General features: G+C 50.9%; 27 protein-coding genes and 1 tRNA gene. 16 read left to right on the plus strand and 12 right to left on the minus strand.

Annotated elements, in window-relative coordinates; all coding sequences use genetic code 11:
- A partial coding sequence (locus KIS30_00915) for a hypothetical protein (GenBank protein MBX8645310.1) occupies positions 1-251 on the minus strand: 251 nt, incomplete at its 3' end.
- Between the two features lie 107 nt (positions 252-358).
- Here KIS30_00915 and KIS30_00920 point away from each other — a divergent pair.
- The 8 genes from KIS30_00920 (at position 359) to KIS30_00955 (ending at position 6,016) form a co-directional block, all read left to right on the plus strand.
- Complete coding sequence (locus tag KIS30_00920) at positions 359-520, plus strand: DUF2080 family transposase-associated protein (protein ID MBX8645311.1); 162 nt, start codon at positions 359-361, stop codon at positions 518-520.
- 145 nt (positions 521-665) lie between these two features.
- Positions 666-818 (plus strand): hypothetical protein, encoded by a 153-nt coding sequence (locus KIS30_00925; protein ID MBX8645312.1) that lies wholly within the window; start codon positions 666-668, stop codon positions 816-818.
- A gap of 52 nt (positions 819-870) precedes the next feature.
- Complete coding sequence (gene rnz, locus KIS30_00930) at positions 871-1,782, plus strand: ribonuclease Z (protein MBX8645313.1); 912 nt, start codon at positions 871-873, stop codon at positions 1,780-1,782.
- 119 nt (positions 1,783-1,901) lie between these two features.
- Entirely contained in the window at positions 1,902-3,101 is a 1,200-nt protein-coding gene (locus tag KIS30_00935; GenBank protein ID MBX8645314.1) for a methionine adenosyltransferase, read from the plus strand.
- Positions 3,082-3,687, plus strand: coding sequence for a hypothetical protein (locus KIS30_00940; GenBank protein ID MBX8645315.1), 606 nt, complete (start codon positions 3,082-3,084; stop codon positions 3,685-3,687). Before KIS30_00935 ends, KIS30_00940 begins: the two co-directional genes overlap by 20 nt.
- Positions 3,688-3,984: 297 nt before the next feature.
- The gene (locus tag KIS30_00945; GenBank protein ID MBX8645316.1) at positions 3,985-4,374 is read left to right on the plus strand and encodes a hypothetical protein; all 390 of its coding nucleotides are present in this window, start codon (positions 3,985-3,987) and stop codon (positions 4,372-4,374) included.
- Positions 4,375-4,477: 103 nt separating this feature from the next.
- Complete coding sequence (locus KIS30_00950; GenBank protein MBX8645317.1) at positions 4,478-5,242, plus strand: hypothetical protein; 765 nt, start codon at positions 4,478-4,480, stop codon at positions 5,240-5,242.
- Positions 5,243-5,398: 156 nt separating this feature from the next.
- Positions 5,399-6,016 carry an FMN-binding negative transcriptional regulator gene (locus KIS30_00955; protein MBX8645318.1) on the plus strand — a complete coding sequence of 206 codons (618 nt, stop codon included), beginning with the start codon at positions 5,399-5,401 and terminating at the stop codon, positions 6,014-6,016.
- A 172-nt stretch (positions 6,017-6,188) separates the two neighbouring features.
- On the opposite strand, the gene KIS30_00960 is transcribed toward KIS30_00955, so the two are convergent.
- The 4 genes from KIS30_00960 to KIS30_00975 all read right to left on the minus strand — a co-directional run bounded on the left by KIS30_00960 (position 6,189) and on the right by KIS30_00975 (position 7,446).
- Positions 6,189-6,422: a hypothetical protein gene (locus KIS30_00960; GenBank protein MBX8645319.1), complete on the minus strand. Its 234-nt coding sequence runs from the start codon at positions 6,420-6,422 to the stop codon at positions 6,189-6,191.
- Between the two features lie 99 nt (positions 6,423-6,521).
- Positions 6,522-6,707, minus strand: coding sequence for a hypothetical protein (locus KIS30_00965; protein MBX8645320.1), 186 nt, complete (start codon positions 6,705-6,707; stop codon positions 6,522-6,524).
- 178 nt (positions 6,708-6,885) lie between these two features.
- Positions 6,886-6,970, minus strand: a tRNA-Leu gene (locus KIS30_00970).
- Complete coding sequence (locus KIS30_00975) at positions 6,961-7,446, minus strand: hypothetical protein (protein MBX8645321.1); 486 nt, start codon at positions 7,444-7,446, stop codon at positions 6,961-6,963. Before KIS30_00975 ends, KIS30_00970 begins: the two co-directional genes overlap by 10 nt.
- Before the next feature lie 143 nt (positions 7,447-7,589).
- On the opposite strand from KIS30_00975, the gene KIS30_00980 reads away from it, so the two are divergent.
- Both KIS30_00980 and KIS30_00985 read left to right on the plus strand, forming a co-directional pair.
- Positions 7,590-8,000, plus strand: a complete 411-nt coding sequence (locus tag KIS30_00980) for a hypothetical protein (protein ID MBX8645322.1) — start codon at positions 7,590-7,592, stop codon at positions 7,998-8,000.
- 1 nt (position 8,001) lies between these two features.
- Positions 8,002-9,234: a 2,3-bisphosphoglycerate-independent phosphoglycerate mutase gene (locus KIS30_00985; GenBank protein MBX8645323.1), complete on the plus strand. Its 1,233-nt coding sequence runs from the start codon at positions 8,002-8,004 to the stop codon at positions 9,232-9,234.
- Here KIS30_00985 and KIS30_00990 read toward each other — a convergent pair.
- From KIS30_00990 to pheA, 6 genes are all read right to left on the minus strand, one after another.
- Positions 9,231-10,247 carry an isocitrate/isopropylmalate dehydrogenase family protein gene (locus tag KIS30_00990; GenBank protein MBX8645324.1) on the minus strand — a complete coding sequence of 339 codons (1,017 nt, stop codon included), beginning with the start codon at positions 10,245-10,247 and terminating at the stop codon, positions 9,231-9,233. The genes KIS30_00985 and KIS30_00990 overlap by 4 nt on opposite strands.
- A gap of 30 nt (positions 10,248-10,277) precedes the next feature.
- Positions 10,278-10,796 (minus strand): 3-isopropylmalate dehydratase, encoded by a 519-nt coding sequence (locus KIS30_00995; protein MBX8645325.1) that lies wholly within the window; start codon positions 10,794-10,796, stop codon positions 10,278-10,280.
- Complete coding sequence (locus KIS30_01000) at positions 10,793-12,115, minus strand: 3-isopropylmalate dehydratase large subunit (GenBank protein ID MBX8645326.1); 1,323 nt, start codon at positions 12,113-12,115, stop codon at positions 10,793-10,795. Before KIS30_01000 ends, KIS30_00995 begins: the two co-directional genes overlap by 4 nt.
- Complete coding sequence (locus tag KIS30_01005; GenBank protein ID MBX8645327.1) at positions 12,116-13,315, minus strand: homoaconitate hydratase; 1,200 nt, start codon at positions 13,313-13,315, stop codon at positions 12,116-12,118. It abuts the gene before it with no gap.
- 516 nt (positions 13,316-13,831) lie between these two features.
- Positions 13,832-14,311 (minus strand): YbaK/EbsC family protein, encoded by a 480-nt coding sequence (locus tag KIS30_01010; protein MBX8645328.1) that lies wholly within the window; start codon positions 14,309-14,311, stop codon positions 13,832-13,834.
- Positions 14,312-14,390: 79 nt separating this feature from the next.
- Positions 14,391-15,245, minus strand: coding sequence for a prephenate dehydratase (gene pheA, locus KIS30_01015; GenBank protein MBX8645329.1), 855 nt, complete (start codon positions 15,243-15,245; stop codon positions 14,391-14,393).
- 276 nt (positions 15,246-15,521) lie between these two features.
- Here pheA and rpe point away from each other — a divergent pair, with 276 nt between their 5' ends.
- The 4 genes from rpe to KIS30_01035 all read left to right on the plus strand — a co-directional run bounded on the left by rpe (position 15,522) and on the right by KIS30_01035 (position 19,523).
- Complete coding sequence (rpe, locus tag KIS30_01020) at positions 15,522-16,169, plus strand: ribulose-phosphate 3-epimerase (protein MBX8645330.1); 648 nt, start codon at positions 15,522-15,524, stop codon at positions 16,167-16,169.
- A gap of 365 nt (positions 16,170-16,534) precedes the next feature.
- A complete protein-coding gene (locus KIS30_01025; protein MBX8645331.1) occupies positions 16,535-16,942 on the plus strand; it encodes a hypothetical protein in 408 nt (135 codons plus the stop codon).
- A gap of 144 nt (positions 16,943-17,086) precedes the next feature.
- Positions 17,087-18,589 (plus strand): bifunctional phosphoribosylaminoimidazolecarboxamide formyltransferase/IMP cyclohydrolase, encoded by a 1,503-nt coding sequence (purH, locus tag KIS30_01030; GenBank protein ID MBX8645332.1) that lies wholly within the window; start codon positions 17,087-17,089, stop codon positions 18,587-18,589.
- A 1-nt stretch (position 18,590) separates the two neighbouring features.
- The gene (locus KIS30_01035) at positions 18,591-19,523 is read left to right on the plus strand and encodes a bifunctional 5,10-methylenetetrahydrofolate dehydrogenase/5,10-methenyltetrahydrofolate cyclohydrolase (GenBank protein ID MBX8645333.1); all 933 of its coding nucleotides are present in this window, start codon (positions 18,591-18,593) and stop codon (positions 19,521-19,523) included.
- On the opposite strand, the gene KIS30_01040 is transcribed toward KIS30_01035, so the two are convergent.
- On the minus strand, positions 19,474-20,193 hold the full coding sequence (locus KIS30_01040; protein ID MBX8645334.1) for an N-acyl homoserine lactonase family protein: 720 nt from the start codon (positions 20,191-20,193) through the stop codon (positions 19,474-19,476). The genes KIS30_01035 and KIS30_01040 overlap by 50 nt on opposite strands.
- Positions 20,194-20,357: 164 nt before the next feature.
- Between KIS30_01040 and KIS30_01045 the strand changes: the two genes are divergently transcribed.
- Both KIS30_01045 and KIS30_01050 read left to right on the plus strand, forming a co-directional pair.
- On the plus strand, positions 20,358-21,824 hold the full coding sequence (locus KIS30_01045; GenBank protein ID MBX8645335.1) for an ATP-binding protein: 1,467 nt from the start codon (positions 20,358-20,360) through the stop codon (positions 21,822-21,824).
- Positions 21,821-22,117, plus strand: coding sequence for a DUF357 domain-containing protein (locus KIS30_01050; GenBank protein MBX8645336.1), 297 nt, complete (start codon positions 21,821-21,823; stop codon positions 22,115-22,117). The genes KIS30_01045 and KIS30_01050 overlap by 4 nt, the downstream gene beginning before the upstream one ends.
- Positions 22,118-22,132: the final 15 nt, after the last annotated feature.

The following is a 22,132-nucleotide window of genomic DNA, read 5'->3' on the forward strand; positions in this document are numbered from 1 at the left end:
AGTATGACGACCTTCTGCTCGGGCGTCACCTTCGGCGGCCTGCCCGTGCCGCCGTCAGCAGACAGTATGATTGACGATGCACTCTTCACAACAGTGTACAGTTCCCTTGCAGCACACTTTATCCGCTGTTCATATGACTGCTCATACTCACTCCAGTCCCTTGCGGTGTGCCTGGCGTACTGTTCCCTGTACTTCTTCACAAGGAAATCGAATTCACTGCGGAAACGGTCGAGCTGCTCGTTTGTCAGCACAAACAGTAATGGTCGCAAAGGTATATATGGATATCCATCAATATCCATATGCAGACAGACGGGCAATCTGCTTAAACGCACGTTGTCCATGCTCTGACGGTCATAACATGTCGCGCGAAATAAAGGTGGATGAGGGCACGATACTGCTGAAAGACGAGGTTGAGGTATTCTATGAGCGGAAGATCACAAAGTTCGGCAACTCTGCAAAGCTCGATGCACCGAAGAAATACATAGGCAAAAGAGCCTATGTTATCGTTCTCAAGAGATAGCCCGTGGGCGACTTATGTCCCACTCCCCCGGTGCTGCATTGATTTATTAATGTGTATGTATCTTTCCAAAGCGATGGCTGAAAGGCACGCATTAAGAAAGGGCTCGACAGAATCATGTTCGGTTGCCGGTTGCGGGGAACCTGCTATGAAATCAGTTTCGGCCAGGGAAGCAGATAAAAAGGCAAAGCTTTCGCTGGAGGGAAACGCCAGTGGCAGGGCACATCTCTGCAAATATCATTACAAAGAATACAAAAAGGCAACGAAGGCGGAACGTGAACTGGACAGACTTGCATGGTAACCTGAAACGACAGTGAGCTGTGACAGTTTCAGCCTCTCAAGGAGAGAATGTTGTGGAAGTGCTTTTTCTCGGTACTGGTGCAACCTTGCCTTCCAGGAAGCGCAATGTTTCATCCACTGCAGTGATACTGGATGACAGCAGGATGATGCTGCTTGACTGCGGAGAGGGAACTCAGCGGCAATTGATGCTTTCAGGCCGTTCGTACATGAAGGTGAGATGGATAGCACTCTCTCACTTCCACGGTGATCATATGCTCGGTATACCGGGGCTCGTACAGTCCATGCAATTTTCCGGAAGAAAGGAGGAGCTGACGTTTTTCGGACCTGCAGGGCTGGTCCGCCTTCTGAAGGCGATGCGAACTGCGGGCCTGCTGAATAACACGTTCCCGATACGTGCTGTTGAAATGCATGACGGGAGAGTCCGTGCTGTCGACCTGGGGAAGTTCACACTCCGCGCCATCGATTCGGAACACAATGCTCCTTCTCTCGCATTCAGGGTGCAGGAGAAGGACAGACCGGGCAGATTCCATCCGGGAAAGGCGCGCAGACTCGGTGTTCAGCCAGGGCCGCTGTTCAGCAGGCTCCAAAAGGGTATGTCTGTCACAGTTAACGGGAAAGTAATCAGGCCGGAGATGGTAATGGGCCCTCCTCGCCCCGGCCCCTCAGTAGGCTACGCCGTGGATACAAGGCCCACTGCAGGAATCACGGAATTCATGCATATGGTGAGCGTTCTTGTTTTCGATTCCACCTTCGACAGCGGGCTGCGCTATAGAGCGCTTGAAACGAAGCACTCGACATGTGTGGAGGCGGCAGAGACGGCAAAGCAGGCAGAGGTCGGGAGACTGTACCTTACACACATCGGGGGAAGATATGATGACCCTGGCCTGCTTAGCGAGCAGGCAAGGAGCATCTTCCCGTCATCATTTGTTGCAAGAGATTTCCTGAGATACGTTCCAAGAAAATGAATAAGCTGTTCGTATGTGCCTCTTGAACTGGATATTCCATATGGAATACATTTCGGACAAACAGCTATTAACGATCAAAATATCGGAGCGTTAAAAGAGGTTACAAGGGAGTTAGTAATTTGGCAAAGAATATCACAGTCAGAGATCTGAAATCCGAGCCTGTTGAGAAGAAAGAGACGGAGATGGTGGAGAGGAAGGGCATTGGCCATCCAGACAGTGTGGCTGACGGCATATCGGAGCAGGTGAGCAGGGCGCTGAGCAGATATTACTTGAAGAATTTCGGCAGAGTTCTGCACCACAATACCGATGAGTGCCAGATAGTCGGCGGTCAGGCAACTCCCGCGTTCGGCGGCGGTGTCATAACGGAGCCTGTGTACATCCTTCTTGTCGGAAGAGCGACTGACTCGGTTAACGGCACCAAAGTCCCGGTCAAGGATATTGCCGAGGAGGCTGCAAGAAATTACCTTAAGAATACATTCGGCGAACTCAACACCGAGAAGGATGTCATCATTGCTACGAAAATTGGACCGGGCTCGGTGGACCTCAGGGGAGTGTACGAGACACAGAAGCTCCTTGCCAATGACACAAGTTTTGGTGTCGGTTTCGCGCCGTTTACTGAAGCAGAGCGTATTACGCTAGAAACTGAAAGATATATCAACGGCGAACTGAAGAAGAGCATACCTGGTGCCGGCAAAGATGTCAAGGTTATGACCTCGAGGCGGGGTGACAGGATTGTCGTTACATGTGCCGTCGCCATGATCGGCAGACGCATTCGAGACAGAGATCACTACGTTAGCGTCAAGGAAGAGCTGCGCGAGAAGGTACTAGACTTTGCGGTGCGCATCACCTCCCGTGAAGTGGTCGTCAATGTCAATACCGCGGATGATTATGAGAGTGGCATATACTACAATACCGTCACTGGCCTATCAATGGAGAATGGGGACGATGGCTCCGTCGGAAGGGGTAACAGGGTGAACGGGCTGATCACACCTTTCAGGCCGATGAGTCTTGAGGCAGCTGCAGGCAAGAATCCTGTTACACACGTTGGCAAGATATACAATCTGCTCTCAAACCAGGTGGCCGCGAAGGTGTGCGAGGTTGCAGGAGGAGATGTTATCGAGGCTAATGTCAGGATACTCTCACAGATTGGCAAGCCCGTTTCGGAACCGCTCTCCAGCAATGTAGATATGATACTGGGCAACGGCGTGAAACCCGGCAGATGGTCAAGCGAGGCAGAAAGCATACTATCGGAATACCTAGACAACACAGATAAGTATGTAACACAGAGAATAATAAGGGATGAACTATCGGTTTTCTGAACTGCTCCGTATGGGCGGCAAATCGGAAAAGGGGCCAGGAAGGAAATTTGGCCCCTTTCATTATTTTAAAGCACTGACGCTGATTGACAAAGCAGGAAGGACAGGAAGAGCGAAACTTGCCTCTGAGATCGGGATCGGTGAGGGAAGCATAAGGACTCTGCTGGATGATCTGGAAACGAACTCGCTTATTGCAAGAAACAATTCCGGCAACGTCGTGACATCTGAAGGGAAACGTGTTATCTCCTCTCTGCCTATCGCGATAATGGGCATACAAAACTGCAGCCTTTCTCTCTCGGGTCATTCGAGTGTCGCCGTTGTCAAATCCGCTTCAAAACGTGTGACGAACGGCATAATGCAGAGGGACGAGGCTGTTCGCAATGGCGGTGTTGGTGCCACCACGCTGATTGTAAGGAAGAAGGGCCTCTATATACCGCCTGAAATGAAGCATGTAAACGACAGGGAACTCGAAAATGCCGTGTTCGGGGAGATGCATGCGAGCGAGGGTGATGTGGTTATCGTTGGGTCAGGCAGCACTGCCATCTCTTCTGAAATCGCCGTTTTCTCAGCTTCATTAACACTATTGTGAAACAGCCACATTTGGATTCATAGTGCCGTTGGCCGAAACGTCATGCACACATACTGTCCTCTTCTCATCATGAGCAAACTTTTTGTCTGAATGCCATCGAAGTACCGCCGGTGGATGCACCCAGGGGCATAAGAACGTCACAGAATGCACTTCGAACGCCTGTCTTGGTGACTCGAAACGCATCGCTGGAACTCACTGGCTGACGAATCGTCATACAATGTACGACGCACAACAAAAATATTATATACTATCCGACTGTTATCTTCACTTCGCAAATACCCGAAGGAGTGTAGCATAATGTCGGACAACCGGATATCTCTGCGTCTTGACGACCACGAGATTAGGACCATCGACGAATTCCTGGATACGCATCCGGATATCGCCAACAGGTCCCAGCTCGCAAGAGTGTCGATAAGACGGTTTATCACCGAGGAGAACGGTGAGAAACTGTCTGATGACTCTCAGGCAGATCAAGAGCGGGGAAAAAGGGTGATGGTTGTTCTTGCCCCGGCTGAAGCGGATTTGCTCGAGCAGATGGTGAAGAACGGATTATTCGTGTCCTTGAAGGATGCGATAAGCTACATCATGAAGACTTACACCATAAACAGGGAGAACAGGCTCGAGAAAGTCATGGAGTCTATCTGTGACATGAGGGAAAAGCTGGTGCAAGTGGACCGCGAGCACTGAGAAGGGAAAGAGTTTAGCGGCTGTCAGAAGGGATGGGATGCACGTACAGTTCCTAAACAATGGGCACCTTCGGGATATTTCGGATAAATAAAGGAGGAGACAAATGTCTGAATTCGGAGAGTTCATCCAGGAAGGAATGGATGTGTCCATTGTGGGCGGAATCGGAGAACCCAAAGTATGCGTTGTTGGCTGCGGCGGCGCGGGCAACAATGTGGTCGAGGGGCTATACTGGGACCACCCCGGCATAGAAACGATAGCCCTTAATGATAATCAGGACAGGCTCTGCTCGATTTCGTGCAGTTCGGCGCTGTTGATCAGGCCGGAAGACATGGATGCAATCGAAGAGCTTTACGGCGGAGCGATACGGGAGAAACTGTCAAATTCAGACATCGTTTTCGTGGTTGTCGGCCTGGGTGGAACATTCGGTTCGGTAGTGGCGCCTGTTGTTTCAAAAGTGGCCAAGGAGATGAATCTGACTGTCCTCTCTGTAGGCATACAGCCCTTCGCGGAGGAGATGAGACCGCATTGCGAGGAGACGCTCAGGGAACTGAGAGTCATGTCGGATGCCGTCGTAGTCATAGATAACAACAAACTGACTGAGATTTCCGAGGACCTTACGGTTGAAGAGGGTTTCAAGATCATACAGAACGGCATATCAAAGATCATCACGGCAGTCTGCCAGCACATAACGGACCAGATCGCGAGCTACCTCAATACCGACATAGCGGAGGAAATAAGATACGACCTGCAGAGCATGAGCGATGTGGGGCACGAGCAGACGCCAGGGCACGCAGTCACAGGCACAGAGTCCGCATTCATGCAGGCGTCACTATTCAGCGTCGAAGGTCCGTTCTTTAACTTTCAGTGATTGCGTAGCCGCAACCAACCTCCCTGCGAGTTGAATGCACTCGGGGGAGAAATCCATTTCCACTTAACTTTCGACGTGCTAAAGCGACTGGACTCGAAAAGACATGTTCAGCATCCGACATAAACGTCTTATTCTATCTAATCCTCACTAGTGCTTGTGTACGTACCAAAATATTACATCATGGAAGGAAAACATGCTAAGGTTGAATTCATCCGTAAGAATTCATTCGGTGTGATGTTCTCACGGCATGAGGATGCCCCATGGGCGACGCACACCCCATTCATCTACGCAGAGAAGGCAGACGATCATGATGTCCTTCTTGGGCACATGGCAAGGGCCAATCCGCAATGGAAGGACATGGACTCGCAGAAAGTCCTGGTTGTTTTTCAAGGTCCGCATGCGTATATATCGCCTTCGTGGTATATCGAGAAGAATCAGGTGCCGACGTGGAACTACGTCGCGGTGCACGTCACTGGAACTGCAAGTGTGCTCGATGATGCAGGAACAAGAGAGGTTGTTGCAGGACTGCTGAGTTTCTATCGCAGCGATGCTAACTTGATAGAAAGTCTGGGCGATGAGCCTTTCAGGAGTTTGTTGAAGGCGACAGTTGGTTTCAGCATAGCGATTGAAAAGCTTGAGGGTGTTACAAAGCTGAACCAGAACAAGTCGACCGCGAGCAGGGCAAATGTTGCCGAACAACTGCTGGTTTCGGAAAATCCCACAACAAAGGAACTTGGCAGGATTATGAAGGATTATATTTCCTTCAAAGAGTGACAATCCTACGGAACATCCGGTGCTTTCTTTTTGATCTGTGTAACGGCTCTCCTAATGGCTGAAGAAGTGAAGGTCTAATTAACACATTTCGATAGTTGCAGATTCCATCGTCGGTTATGCTGAGAGTTTGAATGTGATTGCCGCCTGGTTTACGAACCTGCAAACTAAGCGTTCAGGCATGCGGATCACCTACAAACCACATTTCCAGAGCTTCATTTTCCCCTTTGAACATCCAGCCCCCTCCCAATCGTCTCCTGCCAATGGTCTTGGTGAAAAGATATATTACCTTGTTTTCTAGCACAACTTTGAGCGGTGGTATGAGTCCACGTGAATCTCTGAATCTCTCACCGCACGTCACAGTTATGTCCTTTATTGAGCGCTTTTCTATAATGAACAAGAGATCCATCTTATCGTTATAGAAGCGCAGGGCATTCTCTGTAACAGACAGATATCCTTCATGCTTGTGCAGGGGTCTACCCAGAGGCTGTGATGTGTGAGCTGTAAGTCATCTTTCCAATTTCGTAATGTTTTCAAACTCATCTGAAAATATCCACAAAGCCTCAAACAGGGAACCGGCTGTCTTGAGCACATTCTCAATGTACTTGCTTCTTGGAACGTCTCCTATCTCCGCATCTATTAGTTTGATTATATTTTCATCGAGAGATATGCTTATTTTTTCATTCGTCTGCACTGCCTCATGCGATTATCGCACTTTATGAATTAATGCTTTTACTACTAGTAGTAAATATTTGCATTACACAATTCAATCACCACCGTTGCGGAAACCTGCAAGACTGCATCTCTCCTCATGAATGTGTCTGATACGTCTTCATGAGGTTGAGCGGAGAATCGCAGACGAAGAATGCTGATGCAGGAGGCCGGATTCGAACCGGCGAACCACTGCTGGACAAGGTCCTAAGCCTTGCGCCTTTGGCCAGTCTTGGCTACCCCTGCTTATTCCGTACCTCGTCTATTAATCTACTGATGAAGCCGATTGCAGTCTCTCTTTTCCCTGGATATGTGATGAGACGTATTTCAATGTCTACAGAATCCCTTTGTTTCCTAGATGCCGGGTCCGCCGACGAGTACAGTACCGGAGCATCGGCAAAGGCAGACTGCTTGTCAAATCTCATATGAAGTCTGTTCGAATCATCCATCCTCTGGTCCAGCTGATTAAGTAGTTGATCAATATCTTTCCCTGTCAATCTTGATAGTATATGTGTGAACGCCGCATTGCCTTCCGTTCGTCCAGTGACCAGCTTCATGGGCAGACCAAAGTGCGACTCTGCGACTACCAGTTCAAATCTTGCATCAGGTCCGAGAAGGTTACGTATGGCCGTCACTACTTTCTCCGGATCTTCTGTGGGGTGACAGATGCCCAGGCATGAGATATCGCCTATTCTTCCCTTAGGGTACTGTTCTTTTTCCATATTTTGCACCTTCAGGCAACTGCCAGGTTTCAGCGTACAAAACTCAATCACTACTTATTTCTAGCCTGTCCGTATTGGAATTCCTGCCGGATGGCAGGGCACGTCAGATGGGCTAGATTTAATTCTGAGTTTGCGTTAATGCTGTGAACAAAGAAGACGGTGTGCATAACGTGGTGCCTAAAGCCAATGACCTGGTGAATGCCGAAATACTTTCTGCAGCCATTCAGGCAAAGACCGGTTTGAGCCCGGCAGAATCAGACGGGATAGCAGAGATGGTGCTCTCGTATTTCGGCTTTGACCTGCAGGTAATAGACAACGCGCTAGAGCCCGACGACAGAAAGGTGTTCTATCTGCTACATGATGCAGGCATACTGTCCAGTGACTGGGAGGAGACGATGATACCGAACGGCAAGATGTGGCGCATCTACTACTGGGAACTAAACGTGGCGCAGGTAAGGAATATCATCTCTAAAAAGAAGAGCGGCGTCACTGACACGAGCGTATATGATCGTCTGCCTTCTGAGGCATGGGAGCGCCACACAACGCGGAGATGAAATGATGAAACGAAAAATATTGTTAATAGTGTGCGACGGCCTCGGTGACAGGCCTACGCCGGATCTTGGTGGTAAGACGCCGCTGCAGGCTGCCTTGAAGCCGAACATTGACATGCTTGCGGGAAAAGCGATGCATGGACTCATTTACACCATCTCACCTGGCATTGTGCCTGGCAGCGACACATCGCACCTTTCCCTGCTGGGCTACGATCCGCGGGATTTCTATACAGGGAGGGGCCCGTTTGAAGCACTGGGTGCAGGCATGAAACTGAAACCCGGGGAAGTAGCTTTCAGGTGTAATTTCGCAACAGTCGACGGGAAGGGAGTCATCACTGACAGACGGGCCGGAAGGATTCGGGAGCCGGAGACCGCTGAGCTCGCATCGCTCGTCTCCGATATGCATATAAACGGAGCGCACGTGCGATTTAAGGAGAGCACCGAGCACCGGTGCGTGCTAGTCATCGGCGGCAAGGGGCTAGGACCAAAGGTCAGCGACACAGACCCTGGCAGTACCGGCATGCCACTGCAGCTTTCAAAGGGTAAAGACGCCGCTTCGGCTAAAACGGCAAAGATACTCAATGAATTCACAAGAATCGCAGGCAAAGCATTTTCAGACAGCGCGATAAACAGGGATAGAATCAAACAGGGCCTGCCGCCTGCCAATGCGGTGGTTGCGCGCAGCGGCGGCACATTCCCCTCAATCGAACCATTCAGAGAGAAGCACGGTCTTAAATTCGGCGCGGTTGCCGCAGAGGGCCTGATAATAGGGCTGTGCAAGGCTCTTGGCGGAGAAGTTGTCACGCCTCCGGGCGCTACCGCCGGTATGGATACGAATCTGAGAGCCAAGGGCAAGGCTGCTCTGGCGATGCTCAGAGAAAAGGATTTTGTCCTGGTGCATGTCAAGCCCACTGATATTGCAGGACATGACGGCAACGCTCGCGGTAAAGTGGACATACTGCAGAGGACGGACGCAATGCTCGGCGACATAATAAGTAAGGCTGGAGATGACGTTGTTCTGGCAATCACCGGAGACCATTCGACGCCCGTTTCTGCGAAAGAACACACATGCGATCCTGTCCCGCTCATGGTTTTTGCCAGTGGTCTGCGTCCGGACGGCATTCCGGCGTTCGATGAAATCAGCGCTTCCACCGGATCGCTCAACTGGCTTAAGGGCCTGGAACTGATGCCGCTGCTGAAAGGATATGCAGGGTGGAATGAGAAGTACGGTGCCTAGGCTGAATCGTGCGTCTCTCTGATGGCTTTCGCCACTGCCTTACCGAACTGCGACGTCGTGCACGACCCCCCTGCGTCCGGCGTACTGATACCTTTCGACAGAAGTTCCGACACTGCAGCCTCGATGGCTTCAGCCGCTCCGGAGTACTCACTGGCCGCTTTCTTCATGGACAGGTGCCTGAACATCATGGCGCCTGACAGTATGAGTGCAACGGGGTTGGCCACGTCACGCCCTGCTATGTCAAAGGCAGAGCCGTGAACAGGTTCGAATATGGCATGCTCCTCCCCTATATTTGCTGAAGGTGCGAAGCCCAGACCGCCGACAACCTGCGCCGCCTCATCTGAAAGTATGTCACCATAAAGATTCGATGTGACTATGATATCAAATGCTGCCGGGTCCCGCACCAGATTCATGGCGGCAGCATCGACGAGCATTTCGTCATATCTCACGCCTCCGAACTTTGACACCGTCTCCCGGCATGTTCTTGAAAAGAGTCCATCCGTTACCTTAAGCACATTTGACTTGTGCACGCATGTGACCCTCTTCCCCCTGTTTCTTCCGGCCGCGAGCTTCGAAGCGTATTCCGCAACCCTTGCTGTTGCCTTTTGTGTGATCAGTCTCAATGCCAGGGCCCCGCCTTCAAATTCAAATTCCATCCCCCTGTAGAGATCTTCCGTGTTCTCCCTGACGACCACGAGATCGACGTTGCTGCAGACAGAAGCGACGCCGGGCAGATTCCTGGCTGGCCTTATATTTGCATACAAATCGAGCAGTTGTCTCAGTTTCACTATGACCTCCGCAGCGCACTGACCGACAGGAGCCTTGAGGCAGGCATCCGATGAACGAATAATTTCCAGTGAGCGCTCAGGCAGCGCCGTGCCGGAGGCATTCTTTACCCGATCGCCGGCGTCCGCGCTCTCCAGTTTGACTTCGAAGCTGAATTTATCTGCTACTGCTTCAATGATCGGGTATACTGCCCTCATAACTTCGGGTCCGATACCGTCCCCTTCCATGATCGCAATGTTCAGTGGCACGTCTTTACCCTACCTTCCGGAAGAGAGTCTTTCTTTGAGTCTGCTCCTGGCCATTCCCAAATTGCCGCCGCGCATGACGACTTCCAGCTCCTTGTCATCCACGAGAAGCGACGATAGGCGTTCGCCGGATTCCGAAAGCACGATCCTGTCCTCCAAATTTATCTCAATCTCCTGCCCGGGACTCATCTCATCAACACTCTGTGCTTTAAGCAGCGGAAGGCCGTTGTTGACGGCGTTTCTGTAAAATATATCCGGAAAGGACAAGGCTATTACGGCCACGACATTATTGAATTTCAGTGAATACACTGCCTGCTCTCTGGAGCTGCCGCAACCGAAGTTCTCTCCTGCCACAACTATGTTCCGTTCATTCTTCCTGCACGCCGCCGCAAAGCCTGGATCATACTTTTCGAATGCATGCTCCGCGAAGAAGCTGCCTTCCCAGCTTTCCTGAAGCAGATTCGCGGGTATGATGAAGTCTGTATTTATGTTGTTCCCGAATTTTCTCACTATTCTGCCTTTAAGTTTCAAGCGTCATCACCGATGTAATTCCTAGGATCTGTTATTCTTCCCTCCAATGCCGATGCAGCTGCCACCGCCGGAGAGGACAGGTAGATGAACGCGTCATCGGCACCCATCCTGCCTCTGTAATTCCTGTTGCTTGTGCTTAGGCATCTGTTTCCCGGACCGAGAACACCCATGTGCTTGCCGAAGCAGGGTCCGCAGTTCGACGACTCTATGTTTGCCCCAGCATCCGCTATAGCTGAGAGAATGCCGTTCGAAGCGGCCCAGTTGAACACCCTCCTGCTTGCCGGTATCACAATCAGGTTCACGCTGCTGCTCACCCGTCTTCCCCTGAGTATGCGCGCCACAATTTCAAGATCAGTTTTTCTTGCATTTGCGCAGGAGCCTATGAAAACTGTGTCAATCTCATCGTGCACCTCGCTGACCGGTTTCGCATTAGCGGGTGAGTGTGGAAGTGACACCGTAGGTTCGACAGTGGATGCGTCAATATCCACCCTTCCTGCGTAGTCTGCATCGGCGTCGCTGGTCCGCGCATTAATCATTGCATGTTCGTCGAAATGCCTGCCTGTGTTTACGAAAGCCTGCCTGACGTATTCTGCCGTAATGTGGTCGGGATTCACCAACGCGCTGCGCGCTCCCATTTCGACAGAAAGATTGCACATGGTGAATCTGCCGTCCATCTCCATGGCGGAGACAGTATCACCAGAAAACTCCGCAACCCTCCTGGAACAGCCGCCCTCTCCCATCATGCCAAGAATGTGCAGTATCAGATCCTTTGGAAAAACACCTCTTCCCAGTTTGCCCGAAATCGAAAAGAGTATGGTCTCCGGCACCGTAAATGAATACAGTTCTCCGTTTGCCAGAGCATGATTTGCTTCGGTGGTGCCTATGCCGAAGGCAAGAGCTCCAAGTCCGCCCTGAGTGCACGTGTGAGAGTCAGTCGCCACAGCTATTTCACCGGGAAGAACAAACCCCTCTTCTCCTGCAACGGTATGTTCTATCCCGTCTCCTTCATGATACATCTTCACGCCTGTCTGCGAGGAGAATTCGTGCATCAGTCCGATTCCCCTGCTCACGCTTTCGGAACAGGAGGGAACGCTGTGGTCCGGGAAGAAGTTCACTCTCGAACGATCAAACACATACGGCTTCTTCCCCGCTTCCCTGAATATTTGACCGAAATCCCTGTCGAAGTTTAGAATCGCAGGAGGCGCGATGACCTCATTAAGATAGAGCCTGTCCACCGGCAGCGCATCTATTTTCTCTCCCGCACGGACATCCCTCCCCATGGCCCTGGAGACTATCTTCTCCACTGCGGTTCGCTTCATTTATACGCCTCCGTCATGCATGGCAATCTCGCCTGTCACTGTCTGTCTGGCCGCCTGTGCCAGCTGCACCAGTTCGTCTGTGGAAGTGATGCTTCCGTTGTCTCCCCTCTCCTTAACCTTCCTGACCACCCAACCCAGTTCCTTCGGTCCAAGGCTGATGTTCAGCGCATTGAGCTGCGCGGCAATGCCGTGCCTCCCAGAGTGCTTTCCCGCCTGCATCCACCTGCCTCTTCCGACGATGCCAGGATCGAACGGTTCATATGTGAGTGGATTTTCCATGATGCCCTGGGTATGTATGCCCGATTTGTGGCCGAATGCGTTGGTCCCGACAATCGGCTTGTTGACCGATATGGGGAATCCCGTGATCTCTGAAACGAAATTGCACGCTTCTGCGAGCCTACCGATCCTGATGCCCGTACTGAAACCGTAGAGCCTCTGCGCGGCCATCACGAACTCCTCGAGCGATGTATTGCCCGCTCTTTCCCCTATGCCTATGAGAGTTGTGTGCACTTGCTTCGCACCGGCCTCCACAGCCGAAATGCTGTTGGCTACAGCCAGTCCAAAATCATTGTGGCAGTGTACGCTGACGTCAATGCCAGTGGCGAAGATGGCCCGTACCAGTGCTCTCATTCTTTCAGGTGTACATATGCCAACCGTGTCCGCTATGTCGAACATTGTTGCACCGGCATCCCTCACGACACGTGCCACTTCGATTAGGTGAGACGTGTCTGTCCGTGTAGCATCCATCGCGGAGAACTCAATCTCAAGGCCGTGTGCCTTTGCAAATTCGACCGCATCCACGGCCTTCTTCATCATCTCTTCACGCGAAATTCTCAGCTGGTCTCTCAGGTGTATGTCTGATGATGAAATGAAGATGTGTATGCCGCCTACGCCGCAGTCAATCGCCTTTTCGATGTCCCTTATCTCTGCGCGTGCCAGGCATGTCACTTTGGCATCGAGTTCCGAGGATGCAATCATACTTACGGCCTTCTGCTCTCCCGCTGATGTTATCGGGAAACCCGCTTCAATTGTATTTACGCCGAGGTCATCTAGCATTCTTGCTATGTCCATCTTCTGTCTTTCCGTGAGAGATATGCCCGGCGTCTGTTCGCCATCCCTCAGTGTGGTGTCAAGTATGCTTACAGCACCTCTGCCGAAAGGAGTCGTGGCGTCGCCGATGTCTGTTGCGTACGGTTCTATCTCTGCAGGCACATTGTTTCCAATCCGCACATGGGCGGAACGTTCAGTAGCTGAGTATTCACTTCTCAAAAATACCACCTGGAATGATAGAGAGACAACAGACTGATCGCAGTCTGTGTCTCTCAGTTCAACAAAAGCAAGGCTGCATCATGCGAGACAAAAACAGCTGAAGCAGTCGTGCAATTGTTCATCTGTATGCGACATAGTAGCTTGCTTTTTAAACTTTTCTGTACGCTTTTTTCTGTGAGTTGCACAGCGCAGCAAACGGTCGGTTTCGGGGGAATCGTGATGGAACAGGTATATTGCTTTGTGCATCCGTATATTTTTAAAAACTTCAGTTCGAGTCAAGCATCAATGTTGTCTTCGAACGAGATTGAAATCCATTTTTATGCTAAGCGCCGTGCCATTGCTCTACTCATGATGCGGCGTGGTTTCAGACTCCGTAACTGCAATAATCCACGATACACTGCCTTCAGGAAACAACGTCTCTGTTTGTGACATAATTGTGTTGCAATTTCAGCTTTTATCTGCAAGCTGCTCCGATACACTGACCTCTGCGCCTCCGGCGAGTTCGATGAGCCTTTTAACCGGAATCCTGAAGACTGAGTTTGTTTCACCGCCCGCAGTCCAAACGTGTTTGAATCGTTTGAGTGATGTGTCAATCAGCGTGCGCACCTCGCCGTTGTGCGGAAACGGCGGAACCCCACCGGCAGTATATCCCGTGAGTTTTTTCACCTCATTCCTCGGTGCCAATCTGACCTTTGAGCCCAGTGCAGATGAAAGTTTCGATGTGCTTACTCTCATGTCTCCTGAAACAACAACGACAAACGTCCCTGCGCCTGTGAAAACAACGGATTTCGCAATTTCAGCCACGCTGCAACCCAGTGCGGCTGCAGCGAGTTCCGAACTCTCGGTGCTCTCTGCGAACGTTACAATTTCTGCGGGCAGGCCCCGTTCAGCAATATATTTGCGGACCCTTTCGACATCGTCTGGCATTCCGGTATGTATCGGTAAAGCCGCTATTATATTTTCGATTTACGCAGCAGGGCTGAAAAATCTAAACGCACAGAGTTATTCAGATAGCATTATTGCTTTTCGGAGGGAGCGCCATCGGATATGATCCAAGCACTTTTACATACTGTGAAAGGCCGCGCAACCGTCTGACTGCGTTTATGCATGCTTCATCATCCATGTTTCCTTCGAAATCCATGAATAGGTGGTATTCCCAGGGATGCCCTTTCTTTGGTCTCGACTCGACCTTGCACAGATTGATGCCCAGTTCCGCAAAAGGCGCCAGTGCCTTGTATAAAGATCCTGGTGTGTGGTCCACTGAAAATATGAGCGATGTCTTTGCCTGTTCAGCTACATGTTGAGAGTCCCTGGACAGGATCAGGAACCGGGTGTAGTTCGCGCTCTTTCCCTCTATGCCTTTCTCTATGACTGAAAGACCGTACAGTGCTGCGTTTTGCTCACCGGCTATCGCCGCGCCGTCCTTCATGCCCTTTTCCTTTATCATGCGTACGCTTCCAGCTGTGTCGTAGGTTCCCACCATCTTGACTCCAAGCCGGGTAAGAAATTCCCTGCACTGCTCAATCGCCTGGGGGTGTGAGTACACAGTCCGGATCTCTGAAAGGTGCGCTCCGTGAAGGCCTATTAGGCAGTGTTCGATTTTCAGCACGATTTCGCCAGTAATATTCAATGTCGTTTCTGCAAGCATGTCGTACGTTTCATAGATATTTCCCCCGATAGAGTTCTCAACTGGTACTACCCCTGCTTCCGTTTCGCCATTTTCGACTGCCCTGAATACATCACTGACAGTTCTCAGCGGGACGGGCTCAACATCTTGCCCGAAGTGATCGAATATTGCCTGTTCGCTGTATGCACCGTGCTCTCCCTGGAAGCCTATGTGTTTGACTGACAATTCATCCATCCATGTGTTCTGATGAGCTGTGTGTCACTTCTTCGCTCAAGGAACAGTAGGTGACATACTCTTCCCATTAAAAGGTGTCGTCTTGCCGCTTCAGTGTATATGTTTATTCTACCTCAGTTTTCACTTTGGTGTACCATCTGAATCAGTAGACGTGCGGGAGGAACAATACTTCATCGCGCAAGGAAGGGCATATTTCATATTTTGGGCGCGAAACTTCTCTTGTCAGAAACTTTAATAGTTGGATGATTTCATGCACACCCACGGAGAAGAGACAATTTGTCTAGCATCTCACCCTCCATACTTTCCAGCGATTTTGGAAACCTTCGTTCCGAAGTCAGAATGATTGACGCTGCTGGAGCCAGCAGCGTCCATATAGATGTCATGGACGGGCATTTCGTGCCAAATCTGACGTTCGGACCAGCACTTGTCAAATCTATCAGAGATGCCACGAAACTGCGTTTCGATACTCATCTTATGATTGAAAGGCCGGACAAGTTCATACCTCAATTTTCGGATGCAGGTTCAGACCTTCTGATAGTTCATCCTGAAGCAAAGCACGATATGCGGAAGACGCTGAAACTCATTGCAGACTGCGGCAAGAGACGAGGTGTGGCCGTGAATCCGGAAACACCAATAGTGAAAGTGCACGATTACATTGCTGACGCGGATCTTCTGCTCATAATGACAATCAATCCAGGCTTTGGCGGGCAGAAATTCATGCCTGAAATGATACCCAAGGTCGAGGAGGCACGCAGGTACATAGACAGGGAGGGCCTGAGAGCGATAATATCGATAGACGGCGGTGTTGACCTCGAGAATGGGAAACTGCTGCTAAGTGCTGGCGCACACGAGCTCGTTGCAGGGACGGCTGTCTTTCGTTCCGGAAATCCAGCCGAGGCCATCAGGCGATTCATTGCGCTCTGAGATATTATACTCAGGTCATGACTGTTAATTGCAATTTAATCGATGGATTACTCCCGTTGGTTCTGATGCTTGCAATTGATAGAACGCCTTCCAACAGGCATATTGATGGGTCTAATACAGCCAGTCCTCACTTCTGCGTGATCTTGCATTAGGAAGGAGTCTAGGCACAGGGTTTAAATTCTCCAATGTGAGAACATTGTGGATGTTTTCCGTTTGGAGACTGCAAGTGAAAAATTTCGGCAGGAATCTGATATGCATTTCCCCAGGCACGCCCTGGTTATTGAATGCACTGTTTCTTCGATTTTCGAACTGATTAACGTATTTTTCAAAAGAACTGTCCTGAAAGTTAGATTATGGTGTATTTCATGGGTGGCAGTGTAATGTCGCACAAGCTACCGAGCGAAGAAGACATCGCAAAGGCAATCATATCGTGCCTCAATGAACACGGAGTGGTGAATTCTCAGAGGAAGCTTGGTGAACTGGTAAGACAGAAAATCAAAGGGGAGGAAAGCAGTTATATTGTAAGCGACAAGAGAATCAGAAAAATCGCAATATCCAGGAAACTGGTCGAACTCGAATTGAAATATAAGGAAGAGAGATACAGCAGTCTCCCTCACAAGTGCCCAATATGCGGCTCTAGACTCAAACGGTTGAGAAACATGACTGTTTATGGAGGTACCGTGACGCTCGGCTACATTTGCAACGGATGCAAGTACTGGACGGGCCTGAAGAGAAACGTCCCAGCCAGATATATTTTCACCTCCAGAAGGTAGGAGAAACCGATTGTCTCTTCATTCATTTCTGAAACAACCTTTAAATCGGTGTCATCATTTCAATCAGGGTAATCAGAGTGCAAAGAGGAGGCGTTTTTCATTAGGCCGCTGAACGCACTTTTCAGCGTTCACGACAAACAGGGATTGGGGGAGTTTGCCCTCGAGCTTCAAAAATTCGGCATCGGCTTTTATGCAACCGACAGCACAGGCGCGTATCTGGAAACGCATGGTATAAACGTCAGGCGCATTTCTGACATAACAGGCTTTTCAAATCTCCTTGATGGGCGGGTGAAGACACTTCATCCGTCCATCTTCGCGTCGATACTCGCGGTACGCGGCGACCCTGAGCATATGAAACAACTCTCTTCGCTCAACATGCCGCCGATAGACATTGTGGTTTCGGATCTCTATCCCTTCGAATCTGCTGTCAGGGAGCCAAATCGCAGGCTGGAGCACATGCTCGAAAATATAGACATAGGTGGTGTTTCTCTCATCAGAGCTGCGGCAAAGAATTTCCAGAACGTTGCTGTTGTAACCGAGAAGCGGCAGTTTAAGGAAGTCGTACAGGACCTCGAAAAAAACGGCGGCTCTTTTTCAGATCATCTGCTCAGAGAGCTCTGTATCTCCGCCTATCGTAAGACTGCATACTATGACAGCGTGATCGCAGAAGCACTTTCCGGGATGCTCGGCATTGACGGATTTCCTGAGAGACTCACACTGAACGGTGCTCTGAAGACGGGACTGAAGTACGGCGAAAACCCGTACCAGCGGGCCGCCTCATACACAAAATGGAACAGCGGCGACGATTCCATACTCTCTGCCGAAATAGATGGTGGAAAAGAACTATCGTACAACAATCTGCTCGATGTCAACATGGCAGTCGAGCTGATATCCGGGTTCTCATTGCCTGGTGCTGTGGTCGTCAAGCACGCCAATCCCTGTGGCGTCGCGACAGCCGACGATGCCTTCAAGGCACTTTCGAGTGCGTTTGAAACGGATACCCTGTCCGCGTATGGTTCTGTGATTGCCGTGAACAGGAACTTGAATGCAGAAAGCGCGAGTTATCTCTCGGGGAAATTTGTAGAGGTCATAGTTGCCCCTGGTTACGACACTGAAGCGCTTGGAATATTAAGAAAGAAAAAGAAGCTGCGCATCATAACATATCGCGGGAAACCTGCTCGGGAAGGCAGTAATTTTGATGTCAGACGGGTGATCGGCGGATATCTGGTCCAATCGGTTGAGACCCCAGAGGTCCTGAATAGTGATTTGAAGATCGTAACAAAAAGAGCCCCCACAGATGAGGAGATGGCCGGTTTGCTCTTCGCCACAAGAATCGTGCGGTTTCTCTGGTCCAATGCCATTGTGCTTGCAAGCGGAACAAAGACCGTGGGCATCGGCGCCGGTCAGAGCAGCCGGGTTGACGCCGTGAAAATAGCTGTCTCGAAGAGCTGTGGAAAGTCGCGGGGCAGCGTCATGGGCTCTGACGCTTATTTTCCTTTCCGGGACGGCATCGACGAGGCTGCCAATGGCGGGGTTACGGCTGTGATGCAGCCTGGCGGCTCAATAAGGGATGCTGAAGTCATAAGGGCGGCAGATGAGAACGACATGGCAATGGTCTTTACAGGGATAAGACTTTTCAGACATTGAGATGGCAGACATGCATAGCTGCAGGACGATAGATGGAAAGAAGATCGCGGCATCGATAAGGGCGGGGACGATTGAACTGCTCAGCGCCGGTGGAGGCAGTTCGAAACCGGTTATTCTGACTGTTAGCATCGGAAACGATCCTTCGGTGGAAAGTTATGCCAGGCAGAAAGAGAAGGAGGCGGCTTACACCGGCATCGAATTCAGGAGAGCACACTTTGGTGCCGAGGCAGACGAGGGGGAGGTCACGGACCTCCTCCGAAAGGGTGCAAACGACGCAAATGTGAATGCGATAATGATACATGCGCCAACACCGCCGGGATTCGACATCGACAGATTGAGTGCTGCCATTCCGCCGGAGAAGGATGTTGACTGCCTTACCAGCGTTAGCCGCGGAATGCTGTTTTCCGGAAAGCCGATGTTTGCCCCTGCGACCGCTGAGGCCGTGATAGAGATACTGAAACACGAGCACATAGTTACGTCGAAAAAGCATGTCGTGATAATAGGAAGGAGTCTCACCGTCGGAAAGCCGTTGGCGAGTCTGCTGCTGATGCGCGGACAGTACGCCGATGCGACAGTCACATTATGTCATTCGGCGACCGACGACATAGCGAAATACACCAGACAGGCAGACATCCTGGTGGCTGCGGCAGGCAGGGCACATCTCGTGACGGGAGAAATGATACGGAGCGGTGCAACGGTGATAGACGTGGGCATCAATCCATTGCCGGTGCAGGGATCTGAACGCAGACAGGATATCACCGGTGACGTCGACTTCGACTCCGCTTTTCCGATCGCTGGAGTAATGACACCTGTACCCGGTGGCGTAGGGCCTGTGACATCTGCAGTCCTGATGAGGAACGTTGCCAGAGCCTGGCTGAAGGGAATCAGCCGACGACGACCAGATCGTATTTCATCTGCAGAAGATCGTGACTAGCTATGTAATCTCCGCCGATCGCCCGCAGCCTGTCTATGGACGCTAGCTCACTCTTCGGATCATACATTATTCCTGTCACATCACGGCGCTCAAGATTTTCCATCAGGGGACATGCATCACCCATGTATACAATCCGTTTGCCGCCGGCCTCTATGACTACAGATTGATGGCCCGGTGTATGGCCCGGCGTCTCAATCACATTCAGGCCCGAAGCTATGTTGCTGTCCCCGTCCACCAGCTCGAATTGCAATTCGTTGAAAAACTCCCTGACGTAGCCCCCTCTCATCCACCGATCAGGATTGTTTGCATAATGCAATTCCTGTTTCTGGACAAAATATCTCGCTTTTCTGAATAACCTGTTGTTCCCGCAGTGATCCATGTGCAGGTGTGTGTTAACCACGATTGTAATATCATCAGGAGTGAGGCCAAATTCGGAAAGACTTCCGACAATATCCTTCTTCTTCGTATATCTCACATGTTTTGCGAGACTGTCCGGCAGTGGAGCGATGCCCGTATCAACAATAATGTTTTCGTTATCCGTCCTGACAAGCAGCGGCTTGAGCGCTGCCATGTATTTTATCCCGTAATAGGGTGTTTTCATGTAAACGAGCATTCCCATATCCAGTTCGAGATAACCGTCCTCAAGAAGGTGAACTTCCTTTACAGGCATAATCGATCTGAACGCAATGACAGGCCCATAAATCAATCTTGCCTGTACCGCCGCATTGTCGGGAGAAGGAAAGGCAACGTGCTGTTCGCTTATGCAACGGCGCTAAGCAGGAGTCGACAATTAAATAAGAATGCCCGTTCATACGGCTGCCGGGATGCACGTAGATGGTCGAGTCAGCAGAGTCAGCATATTCTACACATTTTGCCGGTCCTGAAGAGGAAGCACTCGGTATTGTGTTCGGCAACGCCGGCACGTATGAATTCGAATTCGTCGTCACAGGTAATGTGGAGAGAAACGAATACGTCCAGGTACAGCACGAATCTTACGGTTGGATACTGGGGACAGTACAGGAGGTAAAAGTCAGGACGGATCTTTCGGACGAAGGCGCAAAGCGCATAGCCCTCGGGGAGAACGTGCAATTCGAGAGGACTACTATCGGCTCTGTCCGTGTATTCGGATATCCGGATGGAAAGGGCGGTATCAGTTCACCTGGAACGCCGGTTTCACCCGGGACACAGGTATTCCGTGCCACCGATGAAGCCATATCCTCAACGCTCGGCCTTAGTTTCAGGAAGAATGGCGCATACGTCGGCTCACTCAGAGGCCGCGACATACATGTGATGCTGGACATCGACACCATGGTGCAGAAGCACATCTCGGTTATAGCGAAGACTGGAGGAGGCAAGAGCTACCTTGCCGGTGTCATTATAGAGGAACTCGTGAAGAACGGAGTGACTGTGCTCATACTCGATCCGCATGGAGAGTACGGGACGCTCAGGGAGAGTGCTCCTGCAGGCGGCGCGGTATTCAATTATGGGAAGCATGTTGTGGAATTTGCATTCAACACAGAGATTAACAAAGGCGCGCGGGAGCTGCGCCTTACGTGCTCGAATTTCACAGCCCGTGAACTGCTCTCGATCACTTCTATCGGCGACAGCAAGGCACACCTCTCGATTCTCTCCTCGGCGATAGAGGAGGCAAAGAAGGAGGGCGGCTACGGCATCGATACGCTGATGAAGATACTGGAAAATGACGAAAGCCAGTTCTCTCTCCAGCTCATTGCGGAACTGAAGAATCTGGAGGAGGCACACATTTTTGCGCCCGAAGGAACGAAAATGACAGAGATAGTGAACAGCGGCATGGCAACAATACTCAACATGAAGGGAGCAGTTCCGGAAATCCAGTGTCTCTTCGTCAGGAGAATACTCACCGCGCTCTTTGAACTGAGAAAGAGGGACAGGATACCGCCGCTCCTCGCTGTTCTCGAAGAAGCACACAATTTCAGCCCACAGCAGGGCAAGACTGATGCGAGCAGAATCATACGGACAATAGCGGCGGAAGGGAGGAAGTTCGGACTGGGCATGATGGTCATAACGCAGAGGGCGGCAAAGGTAGACAAGAATGTGCTGAGCCAGTGCAACACGCAGTTCATACTCAGGATAACCAACCCGAATGATCTGAAGGCAGTCTACACTTCGATTGAAGGGCTGACGGAGGAACTCATGGAGGAGGTACCCAGACTCGCCACTGGGGTATGCATCGGTATAGGCGCAGGACTTCAGGTGCCGATCATGCTCGATGTGAGAAGAAGAGAAACGAAGCACGGCGGAGAGAGTGTAAAGGTGACATGAAAACAGACAGAATCACGGACGAGAAACTGCGCAGATATACCGAAATCACAGAACAGGCAATTTCAAAGCTGATAATATCCGTCCCGGAAGAAGGACTGCTGCGCAAAGCAGCGGAAGACTACCTCAGCATGGCGAAAAACTATTACAGCGATTCGAAGCACTTCGCTTCGGAAGGCGATTTCGTGAATGCATTTGCGTGCCTCAACTATGCGTACGGATGGATCGACGCAGGGGCCAGGCTGGGCCTGTTCAACGTCGGGTCCGACCATAAACTCTTCACGCTCTCGAAATGAACAGGCGGTAATGTT

It is taken from the genome of Candidatus Sysuiplasma acidicola (genome assembly GCA_019721035.1).
Lineage (GTDB): Archaea > Thermoplasmatota > Thermoplasmata > Sysuiplasmatales > Sysuiplasmataceae > Sysuiplasma > Sysuiplasma acidicola.

Excerpts from the sequence above, each read along its gene's own strand:
- KIS30_00950 (MBX8645317.1), top strand. The coding sequence starts at position 4,478 with ATGTCTGAATTCGGAGAGTTCATCCAGGAAGGAATGGATGTGTCCATT.
- KIS30_01050 (MBX8645336.1), top strand. The coding sequence starts at position 21,821 with ATGAAAACAGACAGAATCACGGACGAGAAACTGCGCAGATATACCGAA.
- KIS30_01040 (MBX8645334.1), bottom strand. The coding sequence starts at position 20,193 with ATGCCTGTAAAGGAAGTTCACCTTCTTGAGGACGGTTATCTCGAACTG.
- KIS30_00985 (MBX8645323.1), top strand. The coding sequence starts at position 8,002 with ATGATGAAACGAAAAATATTGTTAATAGTGTGCGACGGCCTCGGTGAC.
- KIS30_00960 (MBX8645319.1), bottom strand. The coding sequence starts at position 6,422 with ATGGATCTCTTGTTCATTATAGAAAAGCGCTCAATAAAGGACATAACT.
- KIS30_00990 (MBX8645324.1), bottom strand. The coding sequence starts at position 10,247 with ATGGAAGGGGACGGTATCGGACCCGAAGTTATGAGGGCAGTATACCCG.
- pheA (MBX8645329.1), bottom strand. The coding sequence starts at position 15,245 with ATGGATGAATTGTCAGTCAAACACATAGGCTTCCAGGGAGAGCACGGT.
- KIS30_01035 (MBX8645333.1), top strand. The coding sequence starts at position 18,591 with ATGGCAGACATGCATAGCTGCAGGACGATAGATGGAAAGAAGATCGCG.
- KIS30_00925 (MBX8645312.1), top strand. The coding sequence starts at position 666 with ATGAAATCAGTTTCGGCCAGGGAAGCAGATAAAAAGGCAAAGCTTTCG.
- KIS30_01025 (MBX8645331.1), top strand. The coding sequence starts at position 16,535 with ATGGGTGGCAGTGTAATGTCGCACAAGCTACCGAGCGAAGAAGACATC.
- KIS30_00975 (MBX8645321.1), bottom strand. The coding sequence starts at position 7,446 with ATGGAAAAAGAACAGTACCCTAAGGGAAGAATAGGCGATATCTCATGC.
- KIS30_01000 (MBX8645326.1), bottom strand. The coding sequence starts at position 12,115 with ATGAAGCGAACCGCAGTGGAGAAGATAGTCTCCAGGGCCATGGGGAGG.
- KIS30_00920 (MBX8645311.1), top strand. The coding sequence starts at position 359 with ATGTCGCGCGAAATAAAGGTGGATGAGGGCACGATACTGCTGAAAGAC.
- KIS30_01045 (MBX8645335.1), top strand. The coding sequence starts at position 20,358 with ATGGTCGAGTCAGCAGAGTCAGCATATTCTACACATTTTGCCGGTCCT.
- KIS30_00945 (MBX8645316.1), top strand. The coding sequence starts at position 3,985 with ATGTCGGACAACCGGATATCTCTGCGTCTTGACGACCACGAGATTAGG.
- KIS30_01010 (MBX8645328.1), bottom strand. The coding sequence starts at position 14,311 with ATGCCAGACGATGTCGAAAGGGTCCGCAAATATATTGCTGAACGGGGC.
- KIS30_00940 (MBX8645315.1), top strand. The coding sequence starts at position 3,082 with ATGAACTATCGGTTTTCTGAACTGCTCCGTATGGGCGGCAAATCGGAA.